Source organism: Curvibacter gracilis ATCC BAA-807, assembly GCF_000518645.1.
In the GTDB taxonomy this organism is placed as follows: domain Bacteria; phylum Pseudomonadota; class Gammaproteobacteria; order Burkholderiales; family Burkholderiaceae_C; genus Curvibacter; species Curvibacter gracilis.
In genome coordinates this window covers 58817-80407 of the sequence record NZ_JADZ01000005.1, presented here as the reverse complement: position 1 = coordinate 80407, position 21591 = coordinate 58817, and the positions used below count along the sequence as shown (strand labels likewise).

General features: G+C 67.4%; 21 protein-coding genes. 10 read left to right on the top strand and 11 right to left on the bottom strand.

What is annotated here, in order from left to right; all coding sequences use genetic code 11:
• Nucleotides 1–6 precede the first annotated feature (6 nt).
• The 8 genes from rng to L880_RS0103115 form a co-directional block, all read right to left on the bottom strand.
• Nucleotides 7–1491, bottom strand: coding sequence for a ribonuclease G (rng, locus tag L880_RS0103150; protein WP_027474428.1), 1485 nt, complete (start codon nt 1489–1491; stop codon nt 7–9).
• A 37-nt stretch (nt 1492–1528) separates the two neighbouring features.
• Complete coding sequence (locus L880_RS0103145; RefSeq protein ID WP_019575577.1) at nt 1529–2149, bottom strand: Maf family protein; 621 nt, start codon at nt 2147–2149, stop codon at nt 1529–1531.
• A gap of 70 nt (nt 2150–2219) precedes the next feature.
• Nucleotides 2220–2687 (bottom strand): 23S rRNA (pseudouridine(1915)-N(3))-methyltransferase RlmH, encoded by a 468-nt coding sequence (gene rlmH / locus L880_RS0103140; RefSeq protein WP_027474426.1) that lies wholly within the window; start codon nt 2685–2687, stop codon nt 2220–2222.
• A 12-nt stretch (nt 2688–2699) separates the two neighbouring features.
• On the bottom strand, nt 2700–3464 hold the full coding sequence (gene rsfS / locus L880_RS31460) for a ribosome silencing factor (RefSeq protein ID WP_019575579.1): 765 nt from the start codon (nt 3462–3464) through the stop codon (nt 2700–2702).
• Entirely contained in the window at nt 3464–4042 is a 579-nt protein-coding gene (nadD, locus tag L880_RS0103130) for a nicotinate (nicotinamide) nucleotide adenylyltransferase (RefSeq protein ID WP_245614910.1), read from the bottom strand. The genes rsfS and nadD overlap by 1 nt, the downstream gene beginning before the upstream one ends.
• A gap of 20 nt (nt 4043–4062) precedes the next feature.
• On the bottom strand, nt 4063–5001 hold the full coding sequence (hemF, locus tag L880_RS0103125) for an oxygen-dependent coproporphyrinogen oxidase (protein ID WP_027474424.1): 939 nt from the start codon (nt 4999–5001) through the stop codon (nt 4063–4065).
• Nucleotides 5001–6281: a phosphoribosylamine--glycine ligase gene (gene purD, locus L880_RS0103120; RefSeq protein ID WP_027474423.1), complete on the bottom strand. Its 1281-nt coding sequence runs from the start codon at nt 6279–6281 to the stop codon at nt 5001–5003. The genes hemF and purD overlap by 1 nt, the downstream gene beginning before the upstream one ends.
• Before the next feature lie 5 nt (nt 6282–6286).
• The gene (locus L880_RS0103115) at nt 6287–7006 is read right to left on the bottom strand and encodes a YebC/PmpR family DNA-binding transcriptional regulator (protein WP_027474422.1); all 720 of its coding nucleotides are present in this window, start codon (nt 7004–7006) and stop codon (nt 6287–6289) included.
• Nucleotides 7007–7068: 62 nt separating this feature from the next.
• Here L880_RS0103115 and L880_RS0103110 point away from each other — a divergent pair, with 62 nt between their 5' ends.
• A complete protein-coding gene (locus L880_RS0103110; protein WP_027474421.1) occupies nt 7069–8616 on the top strand; it encodes a helicase HerA-like C-terminal domain-containing protein in 1548 nt (515 codons plus the stop codon).
• 18 nt (nt 8617–8634) lie between these two features.
• A complete protein-coding gene (locus L880_RS0103105; RefSeq protein ID WP_027474420.1) occupies nt 8635–9609 on the top strand; it encodes a threo-3-hydroxy-L-aspartate ammonia-lyase in 975 nt (324 codons plus the stop codon).
• A gap of 24 nt (nt 9610–9633) precedes the next feature.
• On the opposite strand, the gene L880_RS0103100 is transcribed toward L880_RS0103105, so the two are convergent.
• Nucleotides 9634–9900 carry a DUF2798 domain-containing protein gene (locus tag L880_RS0103100; protein WP_027474419.1) on the bottom strand — a complete coding sequence of 89 codons (267 nt, stop codon included), beginning with the start codon at nt 9898–9900 and terminating at the stop codon, nt 9634–9636.
• Nucleotides 9901–10027: 127 nt separating this feature from the next.
• Here L880_RS0103100 and L880_RS0103095 point away from each other — a divergent pair, with 127 nt between their 5' ends.
• From L880_RS0103095 to L880_RS0103060, 8 genes are all read left to right on the top strand, one after another.
• Nucleotides 10028–11017 (top strand): LysR family transcriptional regulator, encoded by a 990-nt coding sequence (locus tag L880_RS0103095; protein ID WP_027474418.1) that lies wholly within the window; start codon nt 10028–10030, stop codon nt 11015–11017.
• A 284-nt stretch (nt 11018–11301) separates the two neighbouring features.
• Nucleotides 11302–11931, top strand: a complete 630-nt coding sequence (gene upp, locus L880_RS0103090) for a uracil phosphoribosyltransferase (RefSeq protein ID WP_019575588.1) — start codon at nt 11302–11304, stop codon at nt 11929–11931.
• 127 nt (nt 11932–12058) lie between these two features.
• Nucleotides 12059–13027 (top strand): BMP family protein, encoded by a 969-nt coding sequence (locus L880_RS0103085; RefSeq protein WP_425389163.1) that lies wholly within the window; start codon nt 12059–12061, stop codon nt 13025–13027.
• The gene (locus L880_RS0103080; RefSeq protein ID WP_043328384.1) at nt 13027–13971 is read left to right on the top strand and encodes a 5'-methylthioadenosine/S-adenosylhomocysteine nucleosidase; all 945 of its coding nucleotides are present in this window, start codon (nt 13027–13029) and stop codon (nt 13969–13971) included. The genes L880_RS0103085 and L880_RS0103080 overlap by 1 nt, the downstream gene beginning before the upstream one ends.
• Nucleotides 13964–15541, top strand: a complete 1578-nt coding sequence (locus tag L880_RS0103075) for an ABC transporter ATP-binding protein (RefSeq protein WP_027474415.1) — start codon at nt 13964–13966, stop codon at nt 15539–15541. The genes L880_RS0103080 and L880_RS0103075 overlap by 8 nt, the downstream gene beginning before the upstream one ends.
• Entirely contained in the window at nt 15538–16599 is a 1062-nt protein-coding gene (locus tag L880_RS0103070) for an ABC transporter permease (protein WP_027474414.1), read from the top strand. Before L880_RS0103075 ends, L880_RS0103070 begins: the two co-directional genes overlap by 4 nt.
• Nucleotides 16596–17519, top strand: coding sequence for an ABC transporter permease (locus L880_RS0103065; RefSeq protein WP_027474413.1), 924 nt, complete (start codon nt 16596–16598; stop codon nt 17517–17519). The genes L880_RS0103070 and L880_RS0103065 overlap by 4 nt, the downstream gene beginning before the upstream one ends.
• 36 nt (nt 17520–17555) lie before the next feature.
• Complete coding sequence (locus tag L880_RS0103060; protein ID WP_027474412.1) at nt 17556–18827, top strand: amidohydrolase family protein; 1272 nt, start codon at nt 17556–17558, stop codon at nt 18825–18827.
• A gap of 30 nt (nt 18828–18857) precedes the next feature.
• Here L880_RS0103060 and L880_RS0103055 read toward each other — a convergent pair whose 3' ends face one another.
• Nucleotides 18858–20099, bottom strand: a complete 1242-nt coding sequence (locus L880_RS0103055) for a cystathionine gamma-synthase family protein (RefSeq protein ID WP_027474411.1) — start codon at nt 20097–20099, stop codon at nt 18858–18860.
• A gap of 36 nt (nt 20100–20135) precedes the next feature.
• Nucleotides 20136–21578 carry an exodeoxyribonuclease I gene (gene sbcB / locus L880_RS0103050; RefSeq protein WP_027474410.1) on the bottom strand — a complete coding sequence of 481 codons (1443 nt, stop codon included), beginning with the start codon at nt 21576–21578 and terminating at the stop codon, nt 20136–20138.
• Nucleotides 21579–21591 lie beyond the last annotated feature (13 nt).

Here is a 21591-nt window from a genome sequence, read left to right as displayed (position 1 = left end):
CGGACCTCACAGCAACACGATGTCGTACTGATCCTGCCCCATGCTGCCTTCGGCCTGCAGCGAGATCGGCTTGCCGATGAAGTCCGACAGGCCGGCCAGGTGCTGGCTTTCCTCGTCAAGGAACAGATCGACCACCTGAGGCGACGCCACCACCCTGAATTCACGCGGGTTGAACTGTCGGGCCTCGCGCAGGATTTCGCGCAGGATGTCGTAGGTCACACTGCGGGCGGTCTTGACCTGTCCCGAGCCTTGGCACAGCGGGCAAGGCTCACACAGCATGTGGGCCAGCGATTCACGCGTGCGTTTACGCGTCATCTCGACCAGCCCCAATTGCGAGAAGCCCCCGATCATGGTCTTGACCCGGTCACGCCCCAACTGCTTGCGGAACTCACCCAGCACGGCTTCGCGGTGGTCATCGCGCACCATGTCGATGAAGTCGACAATGATGATGCCGCCCAGGTTGCGCAACCGCAGTTGCCGCGCAATGGCCTGGGCCGCCTCCAGGTTGGTCTTGAAGATGGTGTCGTCGAAATTGCGCGCCCCCACAAAACCGCCGGTGTTCACATCCACCGTGGTCAGGGCTTCGGTCTGGTCCACGATCAGGTAGCCACCCGATTTCAGATCCACCCGCCGCCCCAGCGCACGCGCGATCTCCTCCTCCACCCCGAACAGGTCGAAGATGGGCCGCTCGCCCTTGTAATGCTGCAGCTTGCCCACGGCCGAGGGCATGAACTCCTGGCCGAACGCCAGCAGCTTCTCGGATTGCTCCTTCGAATCGATGCGGATGTTCTGCGTCTGCTCGCCCACCAGATCGCGCAGCACGCGCTGCAGCAGGTTCAGGTCTTCGTGCAGCAGGGAGGCCGGCGGCAGGCGCACCGAGGCATCCTTGATGCGGGCCCAGGTCTTGCGCAGGTAGGCGATGTCGTCGCCCAGTTCGGCATCCGTGGCATCCTCACCATTGGTGCGCAGGATGAAGCCGCCCCCTCCCCCGGTGGCTTTTTCACCCACCAGGGCCTGCAAGCGGCTGCGCAAGGCCTCACGCTCGCCCACGGGAATCTTCTGCGAAACACCCACGTGCTCGTCCTGCGGCAGAAATACCAGCAGCCTCCCGGCGATGCTGATCTGGGTGGACAACCGCGCCCCCTTGGTGCCAATCGGGTCCTTGATCACCTGGACCATCAAGGCCTGCCCTTCGAACACCTGGCGCTCGATGGGCACGGCGGGCTGGGCCTGGCGCGAAGGCGGCGCCTCCCCTTCCGGGTGCTTTTGCCACACGTCGGCCACATGCAGAAAGGCCGCGCGCTCCAAGCCGATGTCGATGAAAGCCGATTGCATGCCGGGCAGCACCCGGGTCACCTTGCCCAGGTAGACATTGCCCACCAGGCCCCGCTCCAGCGAGCGCTCGATGTGCAGCTCTTGCACGGCGCCGTGCTCGATGACGGCGACACGGGTTTCCTGGGGCGACCAGTTGATCAGAATGTCTTGTTGCATGGCTTGGCTTTTTCCTCAAAGTCAGGCCGGGCAGGCCTCAAAGTTTCCAGCCGCACTGGCGCAGCAGTTCGGCGGTTTCAAACATCGGTAGCCCCATGATGCCCGAATAACTTCCGCTCAACTGCGAGATCCAGGCCGCCGCGCGGCCCTGCACGGCATAGGCCCCGGCCTTGCCCATGGGCTCGCCACTGTCCACGTAAGCCTTGATGCGCGCCGGCGTGAGTTCGGCGAAAGTGACTTTGGAGGTGCTCAGGGCCGTCACGCGCTTGCGCCCTTTTTGCAGGGCCACCGCAGTCAAGACCCGGTGGGTCTGGCCCGACAGCTCAGCCAGCATGCGCCGGGCGTGCGCCGCATCGTCGGGCTTGCCAAAAATCTGCCGGCCCAGGGCCACCGTGGTGTCTGAGCACAACACCGGCGCCACCGGCAGGCCCCGGCGCTTGAGCCGTGCCAGCGCCGCATCGAGCTTGAGTCCGGTCACGCGCTGCACATAGGTGGCCGGCGCCTCGCCGGGCAACACGGCTTCGATGGCCTCGGCGTCTTCGCCCAGGTCGCCGTCGGTGTTGGGCAGCAGCAGCCGGTGGGGCACACCGAGCTGCTCCAGCAACTGGCGTCGACGCGGGCTTTGGGAGGCGAGGTAGATGAATTCAGGGTTGGCCATGGTCAGGCTCCAGCCGGTTGGACACGGAACAGGGCCGGGCCAAGGCCAGGCCCGGGAAATCACCCGGAGATCACTCGCGGTGATAGGGATGGCCGGCGTTGACCGACCAGGCCCGGTACAGCTGCTCGATCAGCAGCACGCGCACCATGGCGTGAGGCAGGGTCAGGTCAGACAGCCGGATGCGCTCATGCGCGGCCTGGCGAAACGCGGGCTCCAGACCATCCGGGCCGCCGATGATCAGGGCCACGTCGTCACTCTCCAGTTGCCAGCCCTTGAGCTTGGAGGCCAGCGCCAGGGTGGTGAGCTGGGTGCCGCGTTCATCAAGCGCCACCACACGGGCCCCTTTGGGAATGGCCGCCTCGATGCGCTCACGCTCGGCCGCCAGCAGGGTTTCGAGCGTCTTGGAACTGCGCGGCTCGGTCTTCACGGTCTTGAGCTCCACCTTGAGCTCAGGCGGGAAGCGCTTGGCGTAGTCATCCCACGCCGTCTGGGCCCAGTCGGGCACGCGCTGCCCGACCGCCACGATCACCAGCTTCATGCCAGCGATCCATCAAGCCTTGCTGGGCTTCTTGCGCGGGGCCGGTGCAGCAGCCGCCTTCTTGGCGGCCGGCTTCTTGGGCGCACCCACCTTGATCACTTTGAGCGGCGCCTTCTTGGCGGCCGGCTTGGTTGCGGATTTGGCAGCAGGTTTGGCGGTGCTAGTCTTGGCAGCCGTCTTGGCAGGTGCCTTGACAGCGCTCTTGGCCGGCGCCCGGGTCGAGGTCTTGGCCGGTGCCTTTTCGGCCACCGGTGTGCCCTTCAGGGCTTTGGCAGCCTTGGCAGCAGCCTTGGCCGGGGTGGTGGCGGCCGGCTCGGCTGCCTTGGCCGACTTGGCGGCTGTTTTCTTGGCAGCAGCCTTCTTGGCGGGTGCCTTGGCGCCTTCTGCAGCCACAGGCTTGGGTGCGCCCAGCTTCAGACGCACCGGGGTGGCACCCCAGATCTCTTCCAGGCGGTAGTACTGGCGGATGGCGGGCTGCATCACGTGCACCACGGCTGCGCCGCAGTCCACAATGATCCATTCGCCGTTTTCTTCGCCTTCGGTACGGGGCTTGTTGAAGCCAGCCTCACGCACGGCATCACGCACGCTGGAGGCCAGGGCCTTGGTCTGGCGGTTGGAGGTCCCGGAGGCCACGATCACACGCTCAAACAGCGGCGAGAGGGCTTCGGTGTTGAAAACCTGAATGTCTTGGGCCTTCACATCCTCCAGGCCATCGACGATGGCCCGCTGGAGTTTCTGGATGTCTTTTTTGGCGGTGGAGTCCGTGGAGGTGGTCATCAGGCGGATTCGTAAAGATGATGTTGTTCAATATAGCGCGCAACGCCAGCGGGAACCAGATGTTCGATACCCAGGCCTTGTGCGACGCGCGACCGGATGTCCGTCGCACTCACGGACATGAGGGGCCACTGCAGAGGCTCCCATCGCCCTCCCGGGAGATCTTGAAGCTCAGTTTGACCGCCGGCCGCAGCACCTTGCTCACGACCAGCTACCGAAATTATAGCTTTGCGCAAAATCTCATCGTGGCGATGCCATTGCCCGAAGGCCCGGGCCTGGTCCGCACCGATGATCAGCACCAGTTCAAAAGCCGGGAATTCACGCTGCAATTCATCGAGGGTGTCCACCGTGAAGCTGGGCCCGGCGCGGTGGAATTCGCGCTCATCCACCACCACGCGCGGCAGCGCCGCAAAGGCCAGCCGGGCCATCGCCAGGCGATGCTCACCCGGCGACAAGCCGGCCCGGTGGGCAGCCTGCCCGGTGGGCAGCACGTGCAGCCGCTCCAGGCTCAGCTGCTGCAGCGCGGCCTCGGCCAGCGCGACATGCGCCCGGTGCGGGGGGTCGAAGGCCCCGCCGAACACCCCCAGACGTGGCCGTTGCGTCAGACCCACGCCTGGCGCACCAGAAAGTGCTCGTACAGGCGCGCCTCGGGCGTGCCAGTGGCCGGGGTCTGCTGGTAGGCCCAACTGGCCAGCGGCGGCATCGACAGCAGAATGGATTCGGTGCGCCCACCCGACTGCAGCCCGAAGTGGGTGCCTCGGTCCCAGACCAGGTTGAACTCCACATAGCGGCCGCGGCGGTAGAGCTGGAACTCGCGTTCGCGTTCGCCATAGGGCGTGGCCACCCGGCGCTCGACGATGGGCAGGTAAGCCCGCAAAAACGCATCCCCCACAGCCTGGGTCATGGCCAGACTCTGGTCAAAACCCAGCTCGGCGAAGTCGTCAAAAAAGACCCCACCCACCCCACGCTGCTCGTTGCGGTGCTTCAAAAAGAAGTACTCATCGCACCAGGTCTTGAAGCGGGGGTATTTGTCGTCGCCAAAAGGCGCCAGCGCCTGTTGGCAGATGGCATGAAAGTGCCGTGCATCCTCGTCAAAACCATAGAACGGCGTGAGGTCCATGCCACCACCGAACCAGCACACCGGCGCCTTGCCCGCCGGGGTGGCAGCAATCATGCGCACATTCATGTGCACGGTCGGAACATAGGGGTTGCGTGGGTGGAACACCAGCGACACGCCCATGGCCTCGAAGGGCGCACCAGCCAACTCGGGCCGGTGCTGGGTGGCCGAAGGCGGCAGCTGGGGGCCCCGTACGTGCGAAAAACCGCAACCGGCACGCTCGAACACCGCGCCCCCTTCCAGGATCTTGGTCAGGCCATTGCCTTGCAGCTTCTCGCCGGCGGGTTTGTCCCAGGCATCGGCCAGGAAGCGGGCTGTGCCGCCGCCGGCTGTTTCCTGGGCCTCGATCGCCGAGGTGATGCGATCTTGCAAGCCCAGCAGCCAGGCCCGCACCGAGGCCACGGCGTCGTGTGCGGCCTCCATCAGCTCTTCACCGCCCGGTGGCCGATGTCGCGACGGTACTGGGCGCCATCGAAATGGATGCCTGCCGCCACCTCGTAGACGCGTTGCTGAGCCAGCTTGACGCTGTCAGCCAGGGCCGTCACGCACAACACCCGACCGCCGGTCACGTGCACTACGCCATCCTTCAGCTCGGTGCCAGCATGGAACACCACGGCATCATCGGCCTCGGCGGGCAGCCCGGTGATCACATCCCCCTTGCGCGGGTTCATGGGGTAGCCATGGGCCGCCATCACCACACCCAGGGCAGTGCGACGGTCCCACTGCAGCTCGACCTGATCGAGCTTGCCGTCCACCGCAGCGGCCAGCACGTCCGACAGGTCGCTCTTCAGGCGCATCATGATGGGCTGGGTTTCCGGGTCACCCATGCGGCAGTTGAATTCGAGCGTCTTGGGCCGGCCCTGGGCGTCGATCATCAGGCCGGCATACAGGAAGCCGGTGTACGGAATGCCGTCTTTTTCCATGCCGCGGATGGTCGGCAGGATGATCTCGCGCATGGCGCGGGCATGCACATCGGCCGTCACCACCGGGGCGGGCGAGTAGGCGCCCATGCCGCCGGTGTTGGGGCCTTCGTCACCGTCGAGCAAGCGCTTGTGGTCCTGGCTGGTGGCCAGGGCGGTCACGTTCTTGCCATCGCACAGCACGATGAAGCTGGCCTCTTCGCCCTGCAGGAACTCTTCGATCACCACGCGAGCGCCGCCGTCGTTGTGTACCACGCCCAGCTTGTTGTCGAGCAGCATGAAGTCGATGGCTTCATGGGCCTCGGCCGCCGTCATGGCCACCACCACGCCCTTGCCGGCGGCCAGGCCGTCGGCCTTGACCACGATGGGCGCGCCCTTGGCGTCCACATAGGCATGGGCCAGGGCCGCGTCGGTGAAGCTCTCGTACTCCGCGGTCGGGATGCCGTGCCGCTTCATGAAGGCCTTGGAGAAGGCCTTGGAGCTTTCCAGCTGGGCCGCGGCCTTGGTCGGGCCGAACACCCGCAGGCCGTGGGCCCGGAACTCGTCCACCACACCGGCTGCCAGCGGGGCCTCAGGGCCCACCACGGCCAGACCGATCTTTTCGGCCTGGGCCCACTCACGCAAGGCCTTCACATCGGTGATGGGCACGTTGATCAGGCGATCGTCGAGGGCTGTGCCACCGTTGCCGGGCGCCACATAGACCTTGTGCACCTTGGGCGACTGGTTGAGTTTCCATGCCAGGGCATGTTCGCGGCCACCGCCGCCAATGACTAAAACTTTCATGGTGCTCACAGTGCAGCGTTGTGGTAGACCTCCTGGACATCGTCCAGGTCTTCGATCATGTCGAGCAGCTTTTGCATCTTCGCGGCGTCGTCGCCGGTCAGCTCGATGGTGTTTTCGGCACGCATGGTCACTTCGGCCACTTCGGGCGTCAGGCCGGCGGCCTCCAGGGCGTTCTTCACAGCTTCGAAATCGGCCGGCGCCGTCAGCACCTCGATGGCGCCGTCATCGCCCGTGATCACGTCTTCGGCCCCGGCTTCGAGGGCCACTTCCATCAGCTTGTCCTCGTCGGTGCCCGGCGCAAAGATCATCTGGCCACAGTGCTTGAACTGGAAAGCCACCGAGCCTTCGGTGCCCATGTTGCCGCCGTACTTGCTGAAGGCGTGGCGCACATCGGCCACGGTGCGCACACGGTTGTCGGTCATGGTGTCGACGATGATCGCGGCGCCGCCGATGCCATAGCCCTCGTAGCGGATTTCCTCGTAGCTCACGCCTTCGAGGTTGCCGGTGGCCTTGTCGATGTTGCGCTTGATGGTGTCGGCCGGCATGTTGGCGGCCTTGGCCTTGTCCACGGCCAGGCGCAGACGCGGGTTGATCGTCAGATCACCGCCACCGGCGCGTGCAGCCACCATGATTTCACGGATGACGCGGGTCCACACCTTGCCGCGCTTTTCATCCTGACGGCCCTTGCGGTGTTGAATATTGGCCCATTTACTGTGTCCAGCCACGGGAGATTCCTTATTAATTGTTTAATCTATCGGGACCGATTTTACTTTTCGCCCACCCCACCATGGCCGACCCGATCCTGATTGCCCAAAATGCCCACGCCCAATGCACCCTGCTGCCCAGCCTGGCCAACCGCCACGGACTGATCACAGGCGCCACCGGCACCGGCAAGACAGTCACCCTGCAAACCTTGGCCGAGAACTTCTCCCGCATCGGTGTGCCGGTGTTCATGGCCGATGTCAAGGGCGATCTGACCGGCATCAGCCAGGCCGGCCAGATCAGCGGCAAGCTGGCCGCCGCCCTGAAAGAGCGCCAGCTTCCCACGCCCGAATCCCTGGCCTGCCCCACCACCTTGTGGGACGTTTTCGGCGAGCAAGGCCACCCGGTGCGGGCCACGGTGACTGACATGGGCCCCCTGCTGCTGGGGCGCATGCTCAACCTCAACGACACCCAGTGTGGCGTGCTGAACCTGGTCTTCAAGATCGCCGACGACCACGGCCTGGCCCTGCTCGACCTCAAGGACCTGCGCGCCATGCTGCAGCACGTGGCCGACAACGCCTCGGAGTTCACCACCAGCTACGGCAACATCAGCGCCGCCAGCGTGGGCGCCATCCAGCGTGGGCTGCTGCAGATCGAGACCCAGGGCGGCGACAAGTTCTTCGGCGAGCCCATGCTCAACATCAGCGACCTGATGCAGACCGTGGACGGCCGTGGCGTGGTCAACATCCTGGCGGCCGACAAGCTGATGAACTCGCCGCGCCTGTACGCCACCTTTTTGCTGTGGATGCTGTCCGAGCTGTTCGAGCACCTGCCTGAGATCGGTGACCCCGACCAGCCCAAGCTGGTGTTCTTCTTTGACGAGGCCCACCTGCTGTTCAACGAGGCGCCCAAAGTGCTGGTCGAGCGCATCGAACTGGTGGTGCGCCTGGTGCGCTCCAAGGGCGTGGGCGTGTATTTCGTCACCCAGAACCCGCTCGACATCCCCGACACCGTGCTGGCCCAGCTCGGCAACCGCGTGCAGCACGCGCTGCGCGCCTTCACCCCGCGCGATCAGAAGGCCGTCAAGGCCACCGCCCAGACCATGCGACCCAAGGCCGGCCTGGACATCGAGGCCGCCATCACCGAACTCGGCGTGGGTGAGGCCCTGATCAGCCTGCTGGACGCCAAGGGCCGCCCCTGCGAGACCGAGCGCGTCTACGTGCTGCCGCCCGGCAGCCAGATCGGCCCCATCACCCCGGCGCAACGCCAGGCCCTGCTGGCAGGCTCGCTGGTGGCGGGCGTCTATGAAAAGGCGGTGGACCGAGAATCCGCCTACGAAGTGCTCCGAGGCCGCACCGCCAGCGCGCCACCCGCCCCGGCCCAGGGAACGGCCAAGCCCACCCTGCCCGGCCTCCAGCCGGCCAACACACAGGCCAACACGCAGGCCGGCGGCCCCGGCCTGGGCTCGGTGCTCAACGATGTGTTGTTCGGCACCACCGGCCCGCGGGGGGGCCACCACGACGGCCTGGCCCAGACCGTGGCCAAATCGGCCCTGCGCACCATGGGCTCCAGCGTGGGCAAGGAAATCATCCGCGGCGTGCTGGGCGGCATCTTTGGCGGCAAGAGCCGCTGAACACAAGGGCCCCAGACCATGACCGAATTGACCCTGCCCACCTACGCCGATGTCGAAGCCGCCGCGGCCCGCCTGGCCGGCCATGCCCACCGCACCCCGGTGCTGCGCTCGCGCACGGCCGATGCGGCCCTGCAGGCCTCGCTGTATTTCAAGTGCGAGAACCTGCAGCGCATGGGCGCCTTCAAGTTTCGCGGCGCCTTCAATGCCCTGAGCCGCTTCAGCGCCGACCAGCGGCGCGCCGGTGTGCTGGCCTTCTCGTCCGGCAACCACGCCCAGGCGATCGCCTTGTCGGCCCGTGAACTGGGCATGCCGGCCGTGATCGTGATGCCGGCCGACGCCCCGGCCGCCAAGCTGCAGGCCACCCGCGGCTACGGCGCCGAAGTCATCACCTACGACCGCTACAGCGAAGACCGCGACGCCATCAGCCGGCGCATCGCGGCCGAGCGCGGCATGACCCTGATCCCGCCCTTCGACCACGCCGACGTGATCACCGGCCAGGGCACGGCGGCCAAGGAGTTGTTCGACGAAGTGGGCCCACTCGATGTGCTGTTGGTCTGCCTGGGCGGCGGCGGCCTGCTGGCCGGCAGCGCACTGGCCGCACGGGCTCTTTCGCCCGACTGCCGGGTGTACGGGGTCGAACCCGAAGCCGGCAACGACGGCCAGCAATCGCTGCGCCGTGGCGAGGTGGTGCACATCGCCCCGCCCCGCACGATTGCCGACGGCGCCCAGACCCAGCACCTGGGGCAGCTCACCTTCGGCATCATCCGCCGCGATGTCAACGACATCCTGACCGTCAACGACGCCCAACTGGTCGAATCCATGCGTTTTTATGCCGAACGCATGAAGCTGGTGGTCGAGCCCACCGGCGCCCTCAGCCTGGCTGGCGCCCACCATGGGGGGCTGTCCCTGAAGGGCCTGCGGGTGGGCGTGATCATCAGCGGTGGCAACGTCGACCTGCCGCGCTATGCCCAGTTGCTGAGCCAGGGCGTCTGAACTCCAGCTTAGTAGGCTGGAGGCTCAGGCCTGAACGGTGATGGCCACCAGGCGCATCACCAGAGGCCGCACCCCCATCACGCAGACAAAAGCCACTGGCATGGCCAGCGCATAGGCGCGCAGCACGCGCCAGAGGTAGTCCGCCCCCAGGCCGGAGCCGGCAGCCACAATCACGGCCGACATCAGAAAGGCCATGATGCCCGCCATGTAGAAGGCGAAAACCAGGGGGGTGAAGCGTTTGTGCAGACGCCGCAGGCGCCGCTGCGGCTGGCTCTTGGTGGGGTGTGTCATGGAAAAGTCCCTCAGATATTCAAATGGATGGAGGCATTCTGGCCAGCCTGCCGCATCCGCGGAAGGTGGCTTCACACACCGTCAGTCATCCAAAAATGTGATGACTGAGGCCTTCCATTCAAAACCTATGACCACCCCCTCCCTGCGCGGCATCGAGGCCTTCATCAAGGCCGTTGAGGGCGGCAGCATTGCCGCAGCGGGCCGCCAGCTGGGCCTGAGCGCGGCGGCCGCCAGCCAGAGCATTGCCCGCCTGGAGGCCGAACTGGGCACCCGCCTGTTGCGGCGCAGCACCCGATCCCTGGCCCTGACCGACGAGGGCCAGATCTACTTCGAACGCGTGCGCCCGGTGCTCGGGGTGTTGGAGGACGCCCATGGCGAGATCGGCGCCCTGCGCGGCGAGCCGCAGGGCCGCTTCAAGGTGGCGTGCTCGGTGGCCTTCGGGCGGCATGTGCTGGGCCCCTGGATCACCGGCTTCATGCAACGCTACCCGCGCCTGAATGTGGAGTTGCTGGTGGTCGACCGCCAGGTCGACTTCATGCACGAGAACGTGGACGCCAGCATCCGCTACCAGCACATGCTGGAGCCTGGCCTGGTGGCCCGGCGCATTGCCAGTGCGCCCATCCACTACTGTGCCTCTCCGGCCTATCTGAACCGGCACGGGCAGCCGGCCACCCTGGAAGACCTGGCCCGGCATCGCTGCCTGGCCTACCGCATGGCCATGGACGGGCGGATCATGCCCTGGCCCTTCATCCGCGGCGGCCTGCGCATCGAGGCTGCCTTTGAGCCCAGCCTCACCTGCAGCGACATCGACACCCTGGCCCAGGCCTGCCTGGCCGGTGCCGGCATTGCACGCCTGGGCAGTTTTGTGTCCAACCCGCTGATCGAGTCGGGCGAGTTGATCCCGCTGTTCATCGAACCCGCCATCCACGGGGGCGCTGAAGCGGCTCAGGCCCATGCGGCTCCCGAGCCGCTGGAGTTCTTTGTGTGCTACCGCGACCGCCAGCATGTGCCGCCCAAGCTGCGCCTGTTCATCGACGAACTCAGCGAGGCCCTGAGTGATCACCCCGGGCTGCGCATGCCCCGCTGCCCGGGGGCGCCCCGGCCGCCCATTTCTTGACCATCTGATCAAAATTGGTGCTCTCCAGGCACCAGCCGGGTGCGCCTGCATGGTATTCTTTTGCCCCAGCTGCCGCCCGCTGCGGGGGGGCGCCCTGGCCCTGCATCCGCTCTGGCCCGGGCTCGCCCGACAGCGACCCCTCTTTGCCAAGCCCTGCAGGAGCCCCGCCACCCCATGCCGCCGGTCTTCACCCATCCTGGCACAGCGCTTGCACTAATCACCCCGGTCCGGCCAGCGCTGCCGGCGGGCGTCCCTGACTTTTCACTGCACTCCAGCCACACACCATGAGCAACGTCCACGTCATCGACCACCCCCTGGTTCAGCACAAGCTGACCCTGATGCGCAACCGCGAGGCCAGCACCAACAGCTTCCGCCGCCTGCTCGGCGAACTGGCCAGCCTCATGACCTACGAGATCACCCGCGAGCTGCCGCTGCAGGACATCGAGGTGCAGACCCCGCTGGAAACCACCACCGGCCGCGTGATCGATGGCAAGAAGCTGGTGTTCGTGTCCATCCTGCGTGCCGGCAACGGCATCCTCGAAGGCATGCTCAACGTGGTGCCCGGCGCCCGGGTCGGCCACATCGGCCTGTACCGCGACCCCGACACGCTCAAGCCGGTCGAGTACTACTTCAAGATGCCCTCCGAGATGACCGAGCGCGACATCATCGTGGTCGACCCCATGCTGGCCACCGGCAACTCGGCCATCGCCGCGATCGAAAAGCTCAAGGCCCTCAAGCCGAAATCGATCAAGTTCGTCTGCCTGCTCACCTGCCCCGAGGGCGTGGCCGCCATGCAGGCCGCCCACCCCGACGTGCCCATCTACACCGCCTCGATCGACCGCCAGCTCAATGACCACGGCTACATCCTGCCGGGCCTGGGCGATGCGGGCGACCGGATCTTCGGCACCCAGTAAACGCATCTCACGGCCGCCACGACGGGCCGTCGAAGCCTGCCGGGCCCGCTCAATTTCGCAACCCCCGCCAACTTTGCCAAAAGGAGCCTTCATGTCCCGTCGTTTCGCCCCGTCCCGCCGCCACCTGATGGTGGCTGCCACCGCGCTCGCAGCCTCGGTCTCTCTGCCCGTCCTGGCCCAGGCCAAGATCAAGGTGGCGGCGATCTACACCGTGCCCTTCGAGCAGCAGTGGGTGAGCCGCATCCACAAGGCCCTGAAGGCCGCCGAAGCCCGTGGCGAGATCGAATACAAGGCCAGCGAGAACGTGGCCAATGCCGATTACGAGCGCGTGATGCGCGAGTACATCGCCGGGGGCAACCAGCTGATCGTCGGCGAGGTGTTCGGCGTCGAGGCGGCGGCCCGCAAGGTGGCCAAGGACTCGCCCAAGACCTCCTTCCTGCTGGGCTCCTCAGGGAAGCCCCAGGCGCCCAATTTCAGCGTCTTCGACAACTTCATCCAGGAGCCGGCCTACCTCAGCGGCATGGTGGCAGGCGGCATGACCAAATCCAACAAGATCGGCATGGTGGGCGGCTTCCCCATCCCCGAGGTGAACCGGCTCATGAACGCCTTCATGGCCGGCGCCAAGGAAGTGAACCCCAAGGTGGAGTTCAGCGTGAGCTTCATCAACAGCTGGTTCGACCCGCCCAAGGCCAAGGAAGCCACCTTCGCCATGATCGACCAGGGCGCCGATGTGCTGTACGCCGAGCGCTTTGGCGTCAGCGACGCCGCCAAGGAAAAAGGCAAGCTGGCCATCGGCAACGTGATCAACACCCAGGACAAGTACCCCGACACCGTGGTGGCGTCTGCGCTCTGGAACATGGAGCCCAGCATCGACCGCGCCCTCAAGCTGGTCAAGGAAGGCAAGTTCACTGCCGAAGACTACGGCCCGTACTCGATGATGAAGCACAAGGGCTCGGAACTGGCCCCCCTGGGCACCTTCGAGAAAAAGGTGCCGGCCGACATCGTGAACAAGGTGAAGGCGCGTGAGGCCGAGATCCTGGCCGGCAAGTTCACCGTCAAGGTGGACGACAGCCAGCCCAAATCCAGCGCCAAGTGATGAGGCAGCCTGCCGCACCCGGCAAAACGGGGTGGCGCGGCCTGCTGACGGCGGGCCTGCTGGCCACCGCCTTGGTCGCCCCGCTGCAAGCCGCCCCCGGGCTCGATGCCGTGCCCCGCACGGCCATCGTGTCGGCCTTCGAGCCCGAGCTGGTGCTGCTGCGCTCGCAGCTGCGGCAGGCCCGGGTCCACCGCATCGGCGGCGTCGACTTCACCACTGGCCGGCTGCAGGGCAAACCGGTGCTGCTGTTTCTCAGCGGCATCAGCATGACCAATGCCGCCATGAACACCCAGCGCGCGCTGGACCACTTCAAGGTGCGACGCATTTTGTTCAGCGGCATTGCCGGCGGCGTCGACCCGAGCCTGCACATTGGCGACGTGGCCGTGCCGCGGCGCTGGGCACCCTACCTCGAAGGCGTGCTGGCCCGCGAAACAGCTACAGGCCAGTACCAGCCGCCGCCCTGGATGAACGATCTGGTCGGCCCGGGCTTCGGCCCCTTCATTCCGCGCACGGTCGAAGTGCGATCCAGCCGCCAGGCCGACACCGAACGCAAAGCCTGGTTCGAAGTCGATGCCGCTCTGCTGGCCACCGCCGAGCGCATCGCCCAGACCCCGTTGGAGCGCTGCGATGCGCAGCGCCAATGCCTGAGCCAGGCACCCCGCGTGGTGGTGGGCGGCAGCGGCGTCTCGGGCGCGGCCTTTGTCGACAATGCCGCCTGGCGCGAATACGCATTCAACACCTTCCAGGCCCAGGTGCTCGACATGGAAAGCGCCGCCACCGCTCAGGTGGCTTACAGCAACCGGGTGCCCTTCATTGCCTTCAGATCCCTCAGCGACCTCGCCGGCGGCGGCGAGGGCGAGAACGAAATGCACACCTTCATGACACTGGCGGCCAGCAATTCGGCGCGGGTTCTGCTGGCTTTTCTGGCGGCCCACCATGACTGAGGCCCCAGGCACAGCCCCGGTGCTGCAATTGCAGGGCATCACCAAGCGCTTTGGCAGCCTGGTGGCCAACGACAACATCTCGCTGAGCCTGAATGCGGGCGAAGTGCTGGCCCTGCTGGGCGAGAACGGTGCCGGCAAATCCACCCTGATGTCCATCCTGTTCGGCCACTACCGGGCCGATACCGGTCACATCACCCTGCACGGCCAGCCCCTGCCGCCCGGCAACCCGGCCGCGGCCCTGGCCGCCGGCATCGGCATGGTGCACCAACACTTCACGCTGGCCGACAACCTCAGCGTGCTGGACAACGTGATCCTGGGCACCGAACCCCTGTGGCAGCCCTGGTCGGCCCGGGCCCGCGCACGGGCCCGCCTGCTGGAGGTGGGCCAGCGCTTTGGCCTGGCTGTGCAGCCCGAGGCCCGGGTGGGCCAGCTCTCGGTGGGCGAGCGCCAGCGGGTCGAGATCCTCAAGGCCTTGTACCGGGGCGCGCGCATCCTGATCCTGGACGAGCCCACGGCCGTGCTCACCCCGCAAGAGAGCGAAGCCCTGTTCGACACCCTGGCCCAGTTGGTGCGCGAGGGCCTGTCGGTGATCTTCATCAGCCACAAGCTGGCCGAGGTGCTGCGCGTATCGCACCGGGTGGCCGTGCTGCGGGCTGGCCGCCTGGTGGCCGAGGCCCCGGCCGCCGGCACCAGCCAGGCCCAGTTGGCGCAATGGATGGTGGGCCACGCCGTGTCGGCGCCCGAACGCCGCCCCGCCGGCGCACCGGGCCCGGTGGCGTGTGAGCTGCGCGAGGTCAGCACCCCGGCCGGCCAGCGCGAGCGCCTGAGCCAGGTCAACCTGCAACTGCGGGCCGGCGAGATCGTGGCGATTGCCGGGGTGTCGGGCAATGGGCAACTGGCACTGGCCGAGCTGCTGTGCGGCAGCCGCCGCGCCGCCCAGGGCGAGGTGCTGCTCAAGGGGCAGCCGCTGCAAGCCTCCCCCGCCTGGCTGGTCACCCAGGGGGTGGCCCGCATTCCCGAAGACCGGCACGCCGTGGGTGTGGTCGGCGATCTGCCGGTGTGGGAGAACGCCGTCTCTGAACGCCTGCGCCACCCCGTGTTCTCGCGCTGGGGCTGGGTGCGCCGCGCCGTGGCCCGGCAGCATGCCCAGCGGGTGATCGAGGCCTTCGATGTGCGCGGCGCCGGGCCCCTGAGCCCGGCCCGGGCCCTGTCGGGCGGCAACATGCAAAAACTCATCCTGGGCCGCGCCTTGCTGCCCCTGCCCGGGCAGGCGGCCAGCCAGGTGCCCAGCCTGATCGTGGCCCACCAGCCCACCTGGGGGCTGGACATCGGGGCCGTGGCCTATGTGCAGCAACAGTTGCTGGCCGCCCGTGATGCCGGGGCCGCCGTGCTGCTGATCTCCGATGACCTGGACGAGGTGCTGGCCCTGGGCGACCGCATTGCGGTGATGCACCACGGCCACCTGAGCCCGGCCCACCCGGCCACCCACTGGAGCCGCGAAAGCATCGGCCTGGCCATGGCCGGTGGCCCGGTCAGCGCCCCCGCCCAGCGCATGACGGAGACCCCATGAGACTGGAGAAACGACACCAGGCCTCGCCCCTGGCCCATGTGCTGGCCCCCCTGGGGGCCATCGCCTTCACCCTGCTGATCAGCGCACTGCTGGTGCTGTGGGCAGGGGCCCCGGTGGGGCGCACCTACGGCCTGCTGGTGCAGGGGGGCTTCGGCTCGCTGTTCGCCTGGAGCGAGACCCTGACCCGCGCCACCCCCCTCATCTTCACCGGCCTGGCGGCGGCCGTGGCCTTCCGCGCCCGCCTGTTCAACATCGGCGCCGAGGGCCAACTGTATGCCGGCGCACTGGCCGCCGTGGCCGTGGGGGGCGTGCACGACAGCGCTGGCTGGGCCTTGCCCCTGCCCCTGCTGTTCACCCTGATGCTGCTGGCAGCCGCCGCGGCCGGTGCACTGCTGCTGCTCGGGCCGGCGCTGCTGAAAAGCCGGCTGGGCGTGGACGAGGTGGTCACCACCCTGCTGCTCAACTTCATGGCCTTGCTGGGCGTGTCAGCGCTGCTGGACGGCCCCATGAAAGACCCCACGGCGCTGGGCTGGCCGCAGAGCGTGGCCCTGCAGCCCGAACTGGAGCTGTCGCGCCTGATCGAGGGCACCCGGGTGCACACCGGCTTGCTGCTGGCGGCGGCGCTGTGCCTGGGCGTGTGGGTGCTGATGCGCTTCACCGTGCTGGGCTTCGACATCCGGGCCACGGGTGCCAACGCCCGTGCGGCCGCCTTTGCCGGGGTGGCCACCGGGCGCACCGCCCTGTTGGTGGCGGTGCTGTCGGGGGCCCTGGCCGGCCTGGCGGGGGCCATCGAGGTGGCCGGCCGCACCAGCTACGTGACGCTGGACATGTCGCCCGGCTATGGCTACAGCGGCATCGTGATCGCCATGCTGGCCGGGCTGCACCCCTTGGGCGTGCTGGCCGCCAGCATTTTTGTGGCTGGCGTGCAGGTGGGCGCCGACAGCATGAGCCGCGCCGTGGGCGTGCCCACCTACATCGCCGACGTGATCGTGGCGGCCTCGCTGCTGTCGGTGCTGGTGGCCACCCTGCTCACGCAATACCGGGTGCGCCTGAAATGACCGAACTGCTCGACATCCTGGCCCAACCCGCCTTCTGGGTGGCCGTGCTGCGCATTGCCACACCGCTGATCTTCGGCACCCTGGGCGTGCTGCTGTGCGAACGCGCCGGCGTGCTCAACCTGGGCATCGAGGGCATCATGGTCGCAGGGGCCTTTGCCGGCTGGCTGGGGGTGTACCTGGGCCTGCCGCTGTGGGGCGGCGTGGCCGTGGCCGCCCTGACGGGGGCCGCCTTCGGCCTGCTGCATGCGGCGCTCACCGTCGGGCTGGCGCTGTCGCAGCATGTGGCCGGGCTGGGCATCACGATGCTGGCCACCGCGCTCAGCTACTACGGCTACCGGGTCAGCTTTCCCAAGGTGAACACGCCACCCACCATCACCCCCTTCGCGCCCATGGAAGGCCTGGGCATCCCGGTGCTGTCGGCCCAGACCCCGCTCACCCTGCTGGCCCTGCTGCTGGTGCCGGCCCTGGCCTGGTGGCTGTACCGCACCCCGTCGGGTCTGGCGCTGCGCATGGTGGGCGAGAACCCGCAGGCCGCCGAGGGCCAGGGCCTGAGCGTGGGCCGCACCCGCACCGCGGGCATCGTGGCCGGCTCGGCCCTGATGGGGGTGGCGGGCTCATTCCTGACCCTGTCGGCCTTCAATGCCTTTTTCTTCAACATGGTCAATGGCCGGGGCTGGATCTGCGTGGCCCTGGTGGTGTTTGCCTCGTGGCGGCCCGGCAAGGCCTTGCTCGGGGCCCTGCTGTTCGCCTTCTTCGACGCGCTGCAGCTGCGCCTGCAGCAATCCGGGGGCAGCACCCTGCCCTACCAGCTCTACCTGATGCTGCCCTATGCGCTGTCGATCCTGGCCTTGGTGGTGGTGGCGCGCAAGGCCAGCTACCCCCAGGCCCTGATGAAACCCTACCGCAAGGGCGAGCGCTGAGCCGCCCGCCGCCAAGCCCCCTCATGGAACCCGCGCATGCTTGACCTTCTGATCCAACACGTGAACCTGCCCGACGGCCGCCGCGACCAATCGGTGGCGGTGCAGGACGGACGCATTGTCGAAGTGGCCGCCGGCCTGCAGGCCCCGGCCCACGAGACCCTGGACGGCCAAGGCCGGCTGCTGAGCCCGCCTTTCGTGGATGCGCACTTCCACATGGACTCCACGCTCAGCTACGGCCTGCCCCGCATCAACCAGAGCGGCACCCTGCTGGAAGGCATTGCCCTGTGGGGCGAGCTCAAGCCCCATTTGACCCACGAGGCCATCGTGCAACGGGCCCTGAGCTACTGCGACTGGGCCGTGGCCCGCGGACTGCTGGCCATCCGCTCGCATGTGGATGTGTGCGATGACCGCCTGCTGGCGGTGCAGGCCCTGCTGGAGGTCAAGAAGACCGTGGCGCCCTACCTCGACCTGCAGCTGGTGGCCTTTCCGCAGGACGGGGTGCTGCGCTCGCCCAACGCCCTCCACAACCTGAAGCGCGCCCTGGACCTGGGGGTGGAGGTGGTGGGCGGCATTCCGCACTTCGAGCGCACCATGGCGCACGGCGCCGACAGCGTGAAGCTGCTGTGCGAGCTGGCCGCCGAACGCGGCCTGCTGGTGGACATGCACTGCGACGAGTCCGACGACCCGCTGTCGCGCCACGTCGAAACCCTGGCCGCCGAAACCCACCGCCTGGGGCTGCACGGCCGGGTCACCGGTTCGCACCTGACCTCCATGCACAGCATGGACAACTACTACGTCAGCAAGCTGCTGGCCCTGATGGCCGAAGCCCAGCTGGGCGTGGTGGCCAACCCGTTGATCAACATCACCCTGCAGGGCCGCCACGACAGCTACCCCAAGCGCCGTGGCATGACCCGCGTGCCTGAGCAGCTGGCCGCCGGCCTGACCGTGGCCTTTGGCCACGACTGCGTGATGGACCCCTGGTACAGCCTGGGCTCGGGCGACATGCTGGAGGTGGCCAGCATGGGCCTGCACGTGGCCCAGATGACCAGCCAGGCCGCCATGCGCCAGTGCTTCGAGGCCGTGACCACGGCGCCAGCGCGCCTGCTGCATCTGAAGGGCTACGGCATCGCCCCCGGCTGCCACGCAGACTTTGTGCTGCTCGACGCCCGCGACCCGATCGAGGCGCTGCGCCTGCGTCCGCCCCGGCTGCGCGTCTACCGCCGTGGGAAATGCATTGCGCAATCGCAGCCGGCGGTCAGCACCTTGCACCTGCCAGGCCGCCCCGACAGCACGGCCTTCCGAAGCTGAGCCGGGGCCTCAGCCGGCCTGCCTGAAGACTCAGCCCAGCGCCTGGGCAAAGTCGGCGATCAGGTCGTCGGCCTCTTCCAGCCCGACCGACAGGCGGATCATGCTGTCGGCAATGCCCATGCCGGCGCGCACCTCGGCGCCGGCCTCCCAGAAGATGGTGTGGGCCACGGGGATGATCAGGGTGCGGGTGTCGGCCAGGCCGGTGGCCTTGATGGGCAGTTGCAGGCGGTTGCACAGGCCCAGGCAGTCGTCAGCGTTTTTCAGCTCGAACGACAGCAACCAGGAGCCGGCCTTGAAATGCTCACGCGCGCGCTCGTACTGCGGATGCGACGGCAGGCCGGGGTAAAGCACACGGGCCACCGCAGGGTGCTGCTCCAGCCACTGCGCCAGGGCCAGGGCGGTGGCGCTGGTGCGATCCATGCGCAGTGCCAAGGTCTCGGCGCCGGTGGCCAGCTGGTTGGCCGCATGCGAGGACAGCGTGCCGCCCATGTCGCGCAAGCCCTTTTTGCGGATCTGCTGCAGGCCCCAGCCCTTGGCGTCGCCCTTGCGGTAGGAGGCAAAGATATTGGGATAGCCGGCCCAGTCGAACAGGCCGGTGTCGGTGACCGAGCCGCCGAGCGCGTTGCCATGGCCGCCGATGCTCTTGGTCAGCGAGTGGATCACCAGGCCAGCGCCCACGCTGCGCGGCTTGAACAGGTAGGGCGATGCCACGGTGTTGTCGACCACGTAGAGCAGCCCCTTGTCGCGGCACAACTGGCCGATGCCGGCCAGATCGGCCACCTGGGTGCCGGGGTTGGCAATGGTCTCGACAAACACCATGCGGGTGTTGGGCCGCACGGCTGCGGCCACCTGGGCCGCGTCGGTGGCGTCCACGGTGCTGACCTGGATGCCCAGGTCGGCCAGGGTGCCGAAGATGCTGTTGGTGTTGCCGAATACGAAACGGCTGGCCACCAGGTGGTCGCCCGCCTTGAGCAGGGTGAGGAACACGGCGCAGATGGCGGCCATGCCGGTGGAGAAACTGATGCTGCCCAGGCCTTGCTCCATCTGGGTGAGCTTGGCCTCCAGCGCGGCCGTGGTGGGGGTGCCCTGGCGCGCGTAGTTGAAGCCGCCCTTGGCGGTGCCCTGGAACACGGCGATCAGGTCTTCGACACGTTCGAAGCCATATTGCACCGAGTTGTGCACGGGTTTGTGCACGCCACCGTGCTCCACGTTGCCGCGGCGGTCGGCGTGGACGATCTGGGTGGTGAAGCCGTTGGTGTGGGTATCGGTCATGGCAGGATTCGGAAAACAGGAAAAACGGTTGTGCCCTCAGAACTCGGGGGCAATGTGTTCGGCGTAATCGTACAAGGCGCCCAAGAGGGCCTCGCCACGCTCGTCCGCGGTCTCGGAGAGTGAATCGATCTCGGCAAACAGCTGCTCCAGGGTGCGCGCCCCGCCCTCGCCTTCAAACAGACGGGCGGTGCGCAGTTGCTCCCAGCGCTGGGCTTCGGCGGGCGACAGCGTGGCCGGGAAGTTGCGCGCGCGGTAGCGGAACAGCAACTCGCCCAGGCGCGGGTCATCGAAGCCCGTTCGGCTGGTGGCCAGTTCCTCGGGCGACTGGGCGCGCAGCTGGTTCAGGCGGCGGCGGTCGGCCGGGCCGATGAAGCCGCCGTACAGATCCTGGTCCACATCGGTGGGTTGGTCATCCGTGGGCCGGTTGAACACGGCCTTCCAGAGCTCGCTGAGGTCGGGCAGAGCCAGGGCCTTTTCGGCATGGCGCATGGCCTGCTCCAGGTCGATGCCCCAGCGCTGCGCCATCTCGGGCCGCAGCGTCTTGAGCTGGCCCACCACCATGGGTGACTTGTTCAGGTGCACCGATTTGACGGGCAGGCGGTGCACGCCCTCGGGCAGCTCGTCGCGCTTGCTGAACAGGCGCTGCCGGGCCGTGGCAGCGTCGAGCGAGGCCAGCTCGCTGGGGTCTTGCGACAGGTCCCAGGCCAGCAGCTCGTTCTTGTTGGTCGGGTGGGTGGCCAGGGGCCACATCACGGCCAGGCAGCCGCGATCGGCCGGGAACATGCCCGACACATGCAGAAAGGGCTTGGCGTGCTGGGGCGAGGTGGGCAGACCCAGTTCGGTGGCCACGCGGTCTTTCTTGTGCAGGCTGAAGCAGAAGTCGAACAGGCGGGGCTGCTTGTCGCGGATCAGCCGGGCCAGCGCGATGGTGGCACGCACGTCCGACAAGGCATCGTGGGCGGCTTCATGCAGCAGGCCGTTGGCGGCGCTCAGGTGCTCCAGCTTGAAGCTCTGGCTGCCGTCTTCCTTGGTGGGCCAGACAATGCCCTCGGGCCGCAGCGCGTAGGCCATGCGCACCACGTCCAGCAGGTCCCAGCGGCCGCAGCCGTTCTGCCACTCGCGCGCATAGGGGTCGATCAGGTTGCGCCAGAACATGAAGCGCGTGATCTCATCGTCAAACCGGATGGTGTTGTAGCCCACGCCCACGGTGCCGGGCTCGGAGAACGCAGCCTCGATCTGGGCGGCGAACTGGTGTTCTGGCAGGCCTTTTTCGAGGCACAGCTGGGGGGTGATGCCTGTGATCAGGCAGGACTGCGGGTCAGGCAGGTAGTCGGGCGCCGGCTGGCAATACAGCATCAGCGGCGCGCCGATTTCATTGAGCTCGGCATCGGTGCGGATGGCCGCGAACTGCGCCGGGCGGTCACGCCGGGTGTTGGCGCCAAAGGTTTCGTAATCGTGCCAGAGGAAGGTGTGCGACATGGGCGCCCATTAT